Genomic DNA, 11,873 nt, shown 5'->3' with positions numbered 1-11,873 from the left:
TTCGAGGGTGAAAAGTCGGTGCTTCGTAATTTCTCGGGACGCAAGGCCGTCATGGTCGCGACCGCCGTGCTGGTCGCCCTGTCGGTCTCCGCTTGCGCGGGCAAGCGCAAGAAGCCGACCCTGGCCTATGAAGAGCGCCCGGTGGAGCTGCTCTATTCGACCGGCGCCAACCGCCTGGACCGCGGCAACTGGAACGAAGCCGTCGACTACTTCCGCGAGGTCGAGCGCCAGCACCCCTATTCGGAATGGTCGCGCCGCTCGATCCTGATGACCGGCTACGCCCACTACATGGGCAACCAGTACAGCGAGGCGATCTCGGACGCCGACCGATTCATCGGCCTGTACCCGGGCAATCCGTCGGCCTCGTACGCCTACTATCTGAAGGCCGTCTGCTATTTCGAGCAGATCGTCGACGTGAACCGCGACCAGGCCGCCACCGAGCAGGCCATGGCGGCCCTGCGCGACGTGGTCCAGCGCTATCCCAACTCGGAATACGCCCAGGACGCCCGCCTGAAGATCGACATGGTCAGCGACCAGCTGGCCGGCAAGGAAATGACGATCGGCCGCTACTACCTGAAGAACGGCCAGACCCTGGCCGCCATCGGCCGGTTCCGCACCGTCGTCGATCGCCACCAGACCACCTCGCACACCCCGGAAGCCCTCTACCGCCTGGTCGAGAGCTACCTGACCCTGGGCCTGCTGGACGAGGCCAAGCGCAACGGCGCGGTGCTGGGCTACAACTTCCCGGGCGATCCCTGGTACGCCGAGGCCTACAAGCTGCTGACCGCCAACAACCTCAAGCCGGCCGTCGAGCCGCTGAAGGCGGGCAACAAGCGCAACGCGCTGGATCGCCTGATCCACGACAAGGACACCACCCTGGCCCCGCCGGCCGCCGCCGCGCCCGTCGCGGCGACCCCGCCGGCCGACGGGACGGCCCCGGCGACCACCGAGGCCAAGCCGGCGACGCCGGCCACGCCGCCCGCCAAGCCCAAGAAGGGCGGGATCATGGGCGTCCTGGGGATGTAGAGTTCAAGCGGGCCGGTCCTCCAGGATCGGCCCGTTTTCCGTTCCGGAACGGCCCTCGCGGCCCGTGAGAACGTCCCGAGAACAAGACCCCTTTGAAAAACCCTGATTCCCGGCGATCCTGGCGGCCATGCTGATCGGCCTTTCCATCCGCGACGTCGTGCTCATCGAAAGCCTGGACCTGGCCATCGGCCCGGGCCTGACCGCGCTCACCGGCGAGACCGGGGCGGGCAAGTCGATCATCCTGGACGCCCTGGGCCTGGCCACGGGCGCGCGGGCCGACGCCGGGCTCGTCCGCCGGGGGGCCGCGGGCCACGCCAGCGCCACCGCCATCTTCGCCCTGCCGGCCGACCACGCCGCCTTCGCCTATCTGGACGACAAGGGCCTGGACTACGCCCGCGACGAGGACCTGGTCCTGCGCCGCCAGCTGTCGCCCGACGGCCGCTCCCGGGCCTTCGTCAACGACCAGGCCACCAGCGTGGGCGTGCTCAAGGACCTGGGCGCGCTGCTGCTGGAGGTGCACGGCCAGCACGAGACGGTCGGCCTGCTGGACGTGCGCACCCACCGCACCCTGCTGGACGCCTTCGGGGCGGTCGGCGTCGGGGCCGTGGCCTCGGCCTGGAGCGGCTGGCGCGCCGCCCGCGAGAAGGCCGCCGCCCTGCGCGACCTGGCCGACCGCGCCGCCGTCGAGACCGAGGAACTGACGCTTCGCCTGTCGGAGCTGGACCGGCTGGACCCGCGCGAGGGCGAGGAGACGCAACTCGCCGAGGAGCGGGCCCTGCTGGGCTCGGCCGAGAAGGCCCTGGCCGACATCAGCGCCGCGTCCGAGGCCCTGGGCGGCGACAACCTTTCGGGCAAGCTGGCCGGCGCCTTCCGCGCCCTGGAACGGGCCCGCGACCGCGCCATCCAGGCCGGCGCCCCCGCCGACGGCCCGGCCGTCAGCCGCCTGGCCGCCGCCTGCGAGGCGGTCGACCGGGCCCTGGTCGAGGCCCAGGAAGCCGCCGCCGCCATCGACGGCGCCGCCGAGGCCTTCGAGTTCGAGCCCGACCGGCTGGAAAAGGCCGAGGAGCGGCTGTTCGCCCTGCGCGGCATGGCCCGCAAGCTGAACGTCGCCGTCGAACTGCTGCCCGACAAGCGCGCCGAGTTCGCCGCCAAGTTGCAGGCCATCGAGACCTCCGGCGAGGCGCTGCTGGAGGCCGAGCGCGAGGCCGCCGACGCCCGCGACGCCTATCTCTTCGCGGCCCAGGCCCTGTCGGCCGAGCGCCGCGCCGCCGGCGACCGCCTGGCCGCCGCCGTCGAGGCCGAGCTGACGCCGCTGAAGCTGGAGAAGGCCCGGTTCCGGGTCGCCGTCGAACCGCTGGACGAGGACCGCGCCGGCCCCACCGGCGCCGATCGCGTGGCCTTCGAGATCTCGACCAATCCCGGCGCGCCGTTCGGTCCGATGGAGGCCATCGCCTCGGGCGGCGAACTGGCCCGCTTCGCCCTGGCCCTGAAGGCCGCCCTGGCGGGCCGCGAAGGGCCCCAGCCGCTGATGATCTTCGACGAGGTCGACCAGGGCGTCGGCGGGGCCGTGGCCGACGCCGTGGGCCTTCGCCTGAAGCGCCTGGCGGCCAATGCCCAAGTGCTGGTCGTCACCCACTCGGCCCAGGTCGCCGCCCGGGCCGACGCCCACTGGCGGATCGCCAAGTCCGGCGACGACACCTCGACCCGCACGCGGGTGGAGCCGCTGTCGCCGGCCCAGCGCCAGGAGGAGATCGCGCGCATGCTGTCGGGGGCCGAGGTCACCGAGGCGGCCCGGGCGGCGGCCAAGGCGCTGATTGGGTAATTTTCTATCCGCTCATCCCGGCGAATGCCGGGACCCAGATGGAATGGCGCTGAGCTGACCTCCAAGAGCGCTGAGCTTTTCCAATCAGACCCAAAGCTAAGGGATCTGGGTCCCGGCATTCGCCGGGATGAGCGGATGATTGGGAGCGCGCGACCACCCCTTCACCCACACCTGCAGCGGCGCGTCGACGAAGCGTTCGAACAGCCAGGCGGCGGCGACGCAGGCGGGCAGGGCCAGGGCCCAGGCGGCCCAGAGAGCGGGGCCCTCGACGCCCAGCTTGCCCTCGACGACCCGCAGCAGGCCGAACCAGACCACGGCGACCAGCTGGTTGGTCAGGAACAGGGCGAACGACAGGCGGCCGGCCAGGCCCGCCCAGCCCCAACCTTTGGCTCCCGAGGCGCCGGCGGCCCAGATCAGCAGGCCCAGCAGGGCCAGGCTCGCATGGTCGAAGCGCCCGACGACCTGCAGGGCCACGACGCCGACGCCGGCGGCGAGGGCCAGGCCGTCGGCCCAGCGCGAGGGCAGGGCGGTCGGCAGGCGGGCGATCAGCATGCCCAGCGCGAACAGCGGGATCCCGCGCACCAGGCCGAACCGCAGCGGCAACTGGTGGGCCGGGATGCCGGTCACGGCCTTGGCGGCGTAGTCGACGACCAGGAACAGGGCGACACCGATCGCCAGGGTGGTCCAGGGCGAGGTGATCCGGGCCGCGGCCCGCCAGGCGGCTGGGAAGCCGGCGTAGCAGACGATCAGGGCCGACAGGGTCCAGGTCGGCATGTTCCAGCCCGACGGGCCGGGCACGAACCAGGCCTGCATCAGGAAGACCTGCGGCAGCAGCTGGTCCCACTGGAACCACTGCGGATTCTGCGGGGCCAGCCCGACGGCGCCGGTGGCCAGGACGAAGATCACGAACAGGACCAGCATGACCAGGTGGGCGGGCCAGATGCGCAGCAGGCGGCGCTTGAGGAACTCGCCCGTGGTGACGCCCTGGCCGAGCACCCGAGGCCCGTAGGTCTTGGCCAGGACATAGCCCGACAGCATCAGGAAGAAGTCGGTGGCCAGGTAGCCGCGCCCGAACGCAGGGTGGATCGCGAACAGCGACACCGGCGCCCGCTCGGCCACGTGATAGAGCACGATGAACAGCGCCGCCACGAACCGCAGCAGGTCCAGGGCCCCGCCGCGCGACAGGCCGTTCTGGGACATCGTGGCGGTTTGGGACATGCGGCGGCTCCTTTCCCGCGAGGGAGCAAGGGCCGGGCCAGACGCGATCGGGGACATGCACTCAGGGCAGGGCGTCGCTCGGTTCACACGGAGCCTAGGGTGAGTGCGTGTCCCCCAAGTCGTCCGCTGAGTTTGGAGCAGGTCCTGGGGCGTCGTGGGCGAAGGAGGGGACACGCACCCACCCCTCGGCCGTGGATGATTGGCGAAGCCTTGCCGTGAGTGCGCGTCCCCAGTCGGACTTATCCTCGGCGGATAGCGAACAGACTTCAGCGTTTTCAACGCCCTGAACTTTTTCGACCGAACTTATGCTCACCCTCCCAGGCGCCCGTATCCTGATGTCACCTGAAGGCGGGGGAGGGCGCACGTACGGCGACCGATGCGGCCTTCGGGGGTGGACGAGCGGGAAGGCTTGTCCGTCATGTCTCCTCGGAGACGCCCTGGGTTGGAGTTGGAGCAGGTTCGCCCTAGCCGCGACGAAGCTCCGGCGCTCGGGGAGACGGAGAAGCCGCCAGGCCTGGGCTGAAATCGCCCAGGCGGTCCGGGGTGCGGCCATCACCCCGCCCGTCGGGGGCCTCCATCGGAGCGGGTTAAAAATCCGCGATCCGAAGGCTTCCGGATAACGGCTCCACGCGAAGCGCCTGTCTTCGTCGAAACGGTACTCAAAACTGCAAATCATCCGGGCGAGGCCCGGGCGCTTCGCACCCTTCCCACCCGCTCACAGCCGCAGGCGTGAGATCACACCCCCTTGCCCCAACTGACCGCTACGCGGTCTGTCCGCCCCGTAGGGGGCGGAGCCTTCGCGCCAGCGCTCTTCCCCCTCCGGGGGAAGACGACCGCGAAGCGGTCCGTAGGGGGCAAGTGTTCGCCCGCTCCAAGCTCCCCCACGGCAAGACGGCCTGCTAGTCTCGCCGCCGTTCCACAGCCTCCGGATTCGCCCGTGTCCCAGATCGCCGTCGCCGACCTCACCAAGGACCAAGCCGATGCCGAACTGGCTTGGCTGGCCGACGAGCTGGCGGCCCACGACCTGCGCTATCACCAGCAGGACGCGCCGACGATCAGCGACGGCGAGTACGACGCCCTCAAGCGCCGCAACCTCGACATCGAGGCGCGGTTCCCCGACCTGATCCGCGAGAACTCGCCGTCGATGCGGGTGGGCGCGGCCCGGGCCGAGCAGTTCTCGCCGGTCGAGCACGGCGTGCCGATGCTGAGCCTGGACAACGCCTTCTCCAACGACGAGGCCTCCGAGTTCGACGCCCGCATCCGCCGCTTCCTGCGCCTGTCCGCCGACGAGCCGGTCTTCTACACCGCCGAGCCCAAGATCGACGGCCTGTCGGCCTCGTTGCGCTACGAGAAGGGCGTGCTGGTCCAGGGCGCGACGCGCGGCGACGGCCGGGTGGGCGAGGACGTCACCGCCAACCTGCGGACCATCGCCGACATCCCGCACAAGCTGAAAGGCTCCGGCTGGCCCGACGTGATCGAGATCCGCGGCGAGGTATATGTCGAGCTGGAGGCCTTCGCCGAATTCAACGCCGCCGCCCTGGAGGCCGGCCAGCGCACCTACGCCAACCCGCGCAACTTCGCCGCCGGCTCGCTGCGCCAGATCGACCCCAAGATCAGCGCCCAGCGTCCGCTGCGTTTCTTCGCCTATGCCTGGGGCCTGGTCAGCGGGCCGTTCGCCGCCGGCCAGTGGGAGGCCCTGGGCAAGCTGCACGACTGGGGCTTCGTGACCACGGCCCCGCCGGCCAAGCGCGTCCGGGACGCCCAGGGCCTACTGGACGCCTATGCCGAGTTCGAGGTGCTGCGGCCCAAGCTGCCGTTCGACATCGACGGCGTGGTCTACAAGGTCGACGAGCTGGAGCAGCAGCGCCGCCTGGGCTTCGTCTCGCGCTCGCCGCGCTGGGCCATCGCCCGCAAGTTCCCGGCCCAGCAGGCCCGCACCATCCTGGAGGCCATCGACCTGCAGGTGGGCCGCACCGGGGCGATCACCCCGGTGGCGCGGCTCAAGCCCGTGACCGTGGGCGGGGTCTCGGTGACCAACGCCACCCTGCACAACGCCGACGAGATCGCCCGCCTGGACGTCCGCGTCGGCGACACCGTGGTGATCCAGCGGGCCGGCGACGTGATCCCGCAGATCGTCCAGGTGGCGCTGGAGGAGCGTCCGAGCCCCGCGCCGGAACCCTATGAATTCCCTCACCAATGCCCGTGCCCGCTGAAGACGCCGCTGGCCCGCGAGGTCAACGCCTCGGGCGCGGAGTCGGTGGTGCGCCGCTGCACCGGCGAGTTCGCCTGTCCGTTCCAGCGCATCGAGCACCTGCGCCACTTCGTGTCGCGCCGCGCCTTCGACATCGAGGGCCTGGGCGAGAAGCAGCTGGCGGCCTTCTTCGAGGAGGGCTGGATCAAGGAGCCGGCCGACATCTTCAGGCTGGCCCGCGACGAGGAGAAGCTGGCCCAGCTTCGGGAACGCGACGGCTACGGCGAGACCTCGGTGGCCAACCTGGTCAAGGGCATCGAGGCCCGGCGCACCATCGGCCTGGACCGGGTGATCTACGGCCTGGGCATGCGCGACATCGGCGAGACCACCTCGACCGTTCTGGCCCGGAACTTCGACCGCTTCGAGGACCTGCAGGCGGCCGCCGAACGGGCGGCGGGGCAGCTGCCGGGCGCGGTCTATCTGGAGCTGGCGGGGGCGGCCGGGGTCGGACCCAAGGCGCGCGACGAGCTGGTCGAGGCCGGCAAGGGCGGGCTGAAGGCCGACCCGTGGCCCGAGGCCGACAGCCTGGAGGTCAAGATCGGCCACGCCGTGCCCAAGCTGAACAAACCGGCCCGCGCGGCCCTGGCCGAGCGCTACGGCGACTGGAACGCCTTCGCCCAGGCCCTGGCCGAGGCCGGGCAGGGGGCGCCGGGCGACGACTATCTGAACCTGGCGGCCATCGACGGGATCGGCCCTGTGGCCGCCCAATCGATCGCCCGGTTCTTTGCCGAGGACCACAATCGCGAGAAGGTCGCCAACCTCGTCGCCGAGCTCGACATCCAGCCGGTGGCCAAGCCCAAGACCGACACGGCCGTGGCCGGCAAGACCATCGTCTTCACCGGCTCGCTGGAGAAGATGACCCGCGACGAGGCCAAGGCCCAGGCCGAGGGGCTGGGGGCCAAGGTAGCCTCGTCGGTGTCGAAGAAGACCGACCTGGTCGTGGCCGGCCCGGGGGCGGGCTCCAAGCTGAAGACCGCGACCGAACTGGGGATCCAGGTGATGACCGAGGACGAGTGGCTCGAGATGGTGGGGGCTGGATGACCGTCGTCGCCATCGACTTCGAGACGGCCAACGAGCAGCGTTCAAGCCCCTGCGCCATCGGCCTGGCCTGGATCGAGGACGGGGCGATCACGGAGGTCGAGCACCACTACATCCGGCCGATCGACATGCGCTTCTCGGGCTGGAACATCGCCGTCCACGGCATCCGGCCGGCCGACGTCGAGGACGCCGACGAGTTCCCGGGGGTGCTGTCGCGGCTGCGGGACCGGATCGAGGCGGCGACGGTGATCGCCCACAACGCGTCGTTCGACATCAGCGTGATGCGCCGGACCTGCGAGCTCTACGGCCTGCCGTATCCGCGCTTCGACTACATCTGCACGGTGCAGGTGGCCAAGAACACCTGGCCGCATCTGCCGTCGGCCAAGCTGGACGCGGTCTGCGGTTTCCTGGGCGTGGACTTCAAGCACCACGACGCCGCCCAGGACGCCTATGCCTGCGGGGCCGTGGCCCTGGCGGCCGTGGAGGCGACCCAGGCGGCGCACATCCGCGAGCTGCCGGACAGGCTGGGCATGACGGCCGGGCGGCTGAACGCCGACAGCTACACCACCTGCTCCAGTCCGGGCCTGCGGCGGCGGGCCGGATAGGGGATCGGCGAGCCTTGTTCGAACTTGGCCACCAATTCATGGCCGGTTCAGCCGAACGCGCGTTAGAAGGGTGACAACAACAGGGAGAGGACCCCCCATGAAACTGCCCATCGTCGCCGCCGTCCTGGCTCTTTCTGTCTCCGCCCCGGCCTTCGCCCAGGACGTCACGGGTCTGTGGCAGACCCAGACCAACGGCGGCCAGGTCGAGATCAGCCGCTGCGGCAACAGCCTGTGCGGCAAGCTGGTCAGCTCGGATCACATCAAGAAGGATCCGACGGTCAAGGACGAGAAGAACAAGGATCCCAGCCAGCGCGGCCGCACGCTGAAGAACATGCAGATGCTGTACGACTTCACCGGCGGTCCGACCAAGTGGACGGGCGGCAAGGTCTACAACGCCGCCGACGGCGGCACCTATTCGGGCACGATCACCGTGCTCTCGGCTAACGAGCTGAAGCTGAAGGGCTGCATCGTGGCCCCGCTGTGCAAGACCGAGAAGTGGACGCGGATCAAGTAGCTGGAGATTTCTCCCTCCCCCTTGTGGGGAGGGGGACCAGCGAAGCTGGTGGGTGGGGTCTGCGGAGTCATCAAGCCCCACCCGACCCTGGCTCCGCCAGGGCCACCCTCCCCACGAGGGGGAGGGAAGGATCAAAACCCTATCCCGTCACCGTGTAGATCATGATCCCCGTCGCCACCGACAGGTTCAGGCTGTCGGCCCGGCCCCGCATGGGGATCTTGACGTTGACGTCGCAGGCGGCGGCCAGTTCGGGCGGCAGGCCCTGCTGCTCGTTGCCCATCAGGATCAGCGACGGCTTCACATAGTCGGCGCTCTTGTGGTCGACCGTGGCGGTCAGCAGGGTGCCGATCACGCTGCCGGGCCAGGTCTCGCGCCAGGCCAGGAACTCGGCGATCGAGGCCTTGGCGATCTTGACCGCGAAGATCGAGCCCATCGTCGCCCGCACGCCCTCGACCGAATAGGGGTCGACGCAGTCGCCGACCAGGATCACCCCGCCGCAGCCGGCCGCGTCGGCCGTGCGGATCACGGTGCCCAGGTTGCCCGGGTCGCGGACGGCCTGCATGGCCACCCAGCACGGGGCGCTCTCGGGCACGATGGCGCTGAGCGGGGTGAAGACCTGTTTGAACACCCCGACCACGGCCTGCGGATTGTCGCGCCGCGAGACCTTCTCGAGGATCTCGCGATTGACCTCGATGACCTCGCCGCCGGCCTTCAGGCAGGCCTGGCTGGCCTTCTGCAGCATCGGATGGTCGGCCGCGTCGCGGCCGTACATCAGGATCTTGGGCGCGTGGCCGCAGTCGATCGCCTCGATGACGATCTTCAGGCCCTCGGCCAGGAACAGCCCGCTCTCCTCGCGCTCCTTGCGCATGTGCAGGGCGCGGACGGCCTTGACGGTATTGTTCGACAGGGAGGTGACGGTCTTTGAGTGCTGGGGGGCGTTCATGGCGACTACTCCGACGCCCAGCGGGCGAAGAACGACAGGCCGATCTGGCGGTCGCCCTTCTCCTCGACCAGGGCCAGCTCGCCCCAGTCGATGACCCCGCCGCGTCCCTTCAGCTCCTGGGCCAGCAGGCCCGACATCGCCGCGCCCGAGACCCGGGCGGCGTAGGCGTTCATCAGCAGGAACGAGGCGTCGGGCGCCAGGATCTGGGCGCAGCTTCGAGTCAGTTCGGCCAGGTCCTCGAACAGCCGCCAGACCTCGCCGTCGGCGCCGCGGCCGAACTTCGGCGGGTCCAGGATGATCCCGTCATATTGCGAGCCGCGCCGGACCTCGCGGGCCACGAAGCGGCGGGCGTCCTCGACGATCCAGCGGATCGGCTTGTCGGCCAGGCCGGCGAAGGCGGCGTTCTCGCGGGCGAAACCGACTGACTTCTTGGACGCGTCCACATGGGTCACGGCCGCGCCGGCGGCAGCGCAGACCAGGCTGGCCACGCCGGTGTAGCCGAACAGGTTCAGGACCTTGGGCTGGCGACCCCCAGGGGCTTGCGAGATGGCGCGGACACGCTGGTCCTGCCAGGCCCAGTTGGCGGCCTGCTCGGGGAAGAAGGCGAGGTGGCGGAACGGCGTGAACTGGCCGTGGAACTTGGCCTCGCCCCAGGCCAGGGGGAACTTCTCCAGGGGCTTGCCCTTGAAGCGCCAGCGGCCGGCCTCGTCCTCGTCGGTGGGGTCGAAGACGGCGTCGGCGGCGTCCCAGACCTTCGGGTCCAGGCGCGGGGCCCAGAAACACTGCGGCTCGGGGCGGACGACGTTGTAGCGGCCGTAGCGCTCCAGCTTCCTGCCGTGGCCGCTGTCGAGCAGGGCGTAGTCGGCCCAGCCGGTGGTGCGCATGACGAGCGGGGCGGCGGCGATGGTCGGATTCATGCCCCCGCCAATACGCGCTCAGGGCAAGGCCCGTCCAGTCCGCGCCAGCAGCCGGGGCAGGAGACGGTTCGCGGACCGGGGCGTGTGCGGGGTCTTGTCCCAGTGGAACGGCGCGACGACGAACTGCCGAAGCGCCTCGGCGGCCGCCAGGCTCTGCAGCGGCCAATAGGCGATCGCGCCCAGCAGCGGCAGCATCCGCTGGCGGTGTCCGGCCCGCTGCTGGGCCACGGTCCCGGCGACGGCGATGCAGGTCCAGCCGAAGACCATCAGCATCCAGTCCATGGCCGGCGCCGCGGTCCACAGACCCAGCTTGGCGCCGATCCCCTGCATCAGCAGCCAGGCGAACAGCGGGCCGTGGACGTGGGAGGAGACGACGGGCAGGGCCAGGGTGAGGATCAGCGCGACGAGGCCGCGCGGCGAGCGGGCCGCCGGACCGCGGGCATGGACGGCCAGGGTCTGGAGATGACCCTTGATCCAACGCGCCCGCTGCGGCTTCCAGACCTTGAGGCTGGCGGGCGAGGTCTCGAAGGTGGGCCGGGTCAGGACGCCGAGCCGGCGGCCCTGGGCGGCCAGGCGAAAGCCGATGTCGGCGTCCTCGGTGACATTGTACGGGTCCCATCCGCCGGCCGCGCGCAGGGCGCCGGTCCGGAAGTGGTTGCTGGTCCCGCCCAGCGGGAAGGGCAGTCCCCAGCGGGCCAGGGCCGGCAGGAAGACCTCGAACAGCACGGCGTATTCCAGCGCGAACTGGTCGGGCAGGAAGCGCGGGTCGGGCTCGATCCGCAGCGGCGCCTGCAGGCAGGCCAGATCGGGTCCGGCCTGGGCGAAGCGCGCCGCGGCCTCGCGCAGCTGGCCGGGATGCGGCGCGTCCTCGGCGTCGTAGATCACCACCAGCTCGCCATGCGCCCGCTCCAGGGCGATGTTGCAGGCGCGCGGCTTGGTACGGGGCGTGCCGGGCGGGGCGATCAGCACCTGGAAGCCGACCGGCAGGTCGAGGGCGCCGAACGCGGCCTGGGTCTCGTGGTCCTGGGCTTCCAGCACGATCAGGACCTGCAGCCGGTCGCGCGGATAGTCGAGGCGGGCCAGGTTGGCGATCAGCTCCGCCGCGACCGCCGCCTCGCGATAGAGCGGCGCGATGATCGTGTAGGCGGGCAGGGCCTCGTCCGGCAGCGGCGCGGCGGTCGTCGACGGACGCGGCGTGAAGGCGGCGACCAGCTTGATCCCCGAATGGCTCAGGAAGCCGACGAAGAACAGCAGATGGAAGCCCTGCATCATGGGGTCGGGCCGCCAGGCCGTCAGGAGAAGCAGCGCCAGCGCCAGGACCGCCAGTCCGACGATCTGCCCTCGCGACAGGCGTCGATGGGCGCCGTCCTGCAGGGGCGGGGCCGCCGAGCCGATGTCTTCCGGAAGGGCCTCGATCCAAAGCCCGTCGGCCGTCTTGGCCCCGAGCGTCCGCCCCCGCTGGTCTCTTTCCTCTCGCGCCATAGCCCCCGCCGCGCCATATCGGATCCAGCGAGCAGATAACGAATCCTCAACCATGAC

9 protein-coding genes are annotated in these 11,873 nt (G+C 70.6%); 5 read left to right on the top strand and 4 right to left on the bottom strand.

Features of this window, described 5'->3' with window-relative positions:
* The first annotated feature begins 51 nt into the window (after nucleotides 1–51).
* Together BR39_RS0122795 and recN are read left to right on the top strand one after the other, a co-directional pair.
* Nucleotides 52–1,026: an outer membrane protein assembly factor BamD gene (locus BR39_RS0122795; protein WP_369795672.1), complete on the top strand. Its 975-nt coding sequence runs from the start codon at nucleotides 52–54 to the stop codon at nucleotides 1,024–1,026.
* A 127-nt stretch (nucleotides 1,027–1,153) separates the two neighbouring features.
* Nucleotides 1,154–2,848, top strand: coding sequence for a DNA repair protein RecN (gene recN / locus BR39_RS0122790; protein ID WP_029916507.1), 1,695 nt, complete (start codon nucleotides 1,154–1,156; stop codon nucleotides 2,846–2,848).
* Nucleotides 2,849–2,944: 96 nt separating this feature from the next.
* Here the strand turns inward: recN and BR39_RS0122785 are convergent, their stop codons facing one another.
* Nucleotides 2,945–4,066, bottom strand: a complete 1,122-nt coding sequence (locus tag BR39_RS0122785) for an acyltransferase (protein WP_051696048.1) — start codon at nucleotides 4,064–4,066, stop codon at nucleotides 2,945–2,947.
* A gap of 937 nt (nucleotides 4,067–5,003) precedes the next feature.
* Here BR39_RS0122785 and ligA point away from each other — a divergent pair.
* The 3 genes from ligA to BR39_RS0122770 all read left to right on the top strand — a co-directional run bounded on the left by ligA (nucleotide 5,004) and on the right by BR39_RS0122770 (nucleotide 8,474).
* Entirely contained in the window at nucleotides 5,004–7,358 is a 2,355-nt protein-coding gene (gene ligA / locus BR39_RS0122780) for an NAD-dependent DNA ligase LigA (protein WP_029916503.1), read from the top strand.
* The gene (locus BR39_RS0122775) at nucleotides 7,355–7,960 is read left to right on the top strand and encodes a 3'-5' exonuclease (protein WP_029916501.1); all 606 of its coding nucleotides are present in this window, start codon (nucleotides 7,355–7,357) and stop codon (nucleotides 7,958–7,960) included. The genes ligA and BR39_RS0122775 overlap by 4 nt, the downstream gene beginning before the upstream one ends.
* A 97-nt stretch (nucleotides 7,961–8,057) precedes the next feature.
* Nucleotides 8,058–8,474 carry a DUF2147 domain-containing protein gene (locus tag BR39_RS0122770; protein ID WP_029916499.1) on the top strand — a complete coding sequence of 139 codons (417 nt, stop codon included), beginning with the start codon at nucleotides 8,058–8,060 and terminating at the stop codon, nucleotides 8,472–8,474.
* A 139-nt stretch (nucleotides 8,475–8,613) separates the two neighbouring features.
* On the opposite strand, the gene BR39_RS0122765 is transcribed toward BR39_RS0122770, so the two are convergent.
* The 3 genes from BR39_RS0122765 to BR39_RS0122755 are packed head-to-tail and all read right to left on the bottom strand — an operon-like array spanning nucleotide 8,614 to nucleotide 11,816.
* Complete coding sequence (locus BR39_RS0122765) at nucleotides 8,614–9,417, bottom strand: RNA methyltransferase (RefSeq protein ID WP_029916497.1); 804 nt, start codon at nucleotides 9,415–9,417, stop codon at nucleotides 8,614–8,616.
* A gap of 5 nt (nucleotides 9,418–9,422) precedes the next feature.
* A complete protein-coding gene (locus BR39_RS0122760) occupies nucleotides 9,423–10,334 on the bottom strand; it encodes a class I SAM-dependent methyltransferase (protein WP_029916494.1) in 912 nt (303 codons plus the stop codon).
* 18 nt (nucleotides 10,335–10,352) lie between these two features.
* Nucleotides 10,353–11,816, bottom strand: a complete 1,464-nt coding sequence (locus tag BR39_RS0122755; RefSeq protein ID WP_035018938.1) for a glycosyltransferase — start codon at nucleotides 11,814–11,816, stop codon at nucleotides 10,353–10,355.
* Nucleotides 11,817–11,873: the final 57 nt, after the last annotated feature.

The organism is Caulobacter sp. UNC358MFTsu5.1 (genome assembly GCF_000712075.1).
Classification (GTDB): Bacteria; Pseudomonadota; Alphaproteobacteria; order Caulobacterales; family Caulobacteraceae; genus Caulobacter.
Note: the sequence above shows the minus strand (reverse complement) of the source record. Positions and strands in the feature narration are given on the sequence as shown.

Coding starts and splice junctions, on each gene's coding strand:
- BR39_RS0122795 (WP_369795672.1), top strand. CDS start 52: ATGGTCGCGACCGCCGTGCTGGTCGCCCTGTCGGTCTCCGCTTGCGCG.
- recN (WP_029916507.1), top strand. CDS start 1,154: ATGCTGATCGGCCTTTCCATCCGCGACGTCGTGCTCATCGAAAGCCTG.
- BR39_RS0122785 (WP_051696048.1), bottom strand. CDS start 4,066: ATGTCCCAAACCGCCACGATGTCCCAGAACGGCCTGTCGCGCGGCGGG.
- BR39_RS0122775 (WP_029916501.1), top strand. CDS start 7,355: ATGACCGTCGTCGCCATCGACTTCGAGACGGCCAACGAGCAGCGTTCA.
- BR39_RS0122770 (WP_029916499.1), top strand. CDS start 8,058: ATGAAACTGCCCATCGTCGCCGCCGTCCTGGCTCTTTCTGTCTCCGCC.
- BR39_RS0122765 (WP_029916497.1), bottom strand. CDS start 9,417: ATGAACGCCCCCCAGCACTCAAAGACCGTCACCTCCCTGTCGAACAAT.
- BR39_RS0122760 (WP_029916494.1), bottom strand. CDS start 10,334: ATGAATCCGACCATCGCCGCCGCCCCGCTCGTCATGCGCACCACCGGC.
- BR39_RS0122755 (WP_035018938.1), bottom strand. CDS start 11,816: ATGGCGCGAGAGGAAAGAGACCAGCGGGGGCGGACGCTCGGGGCCAAG.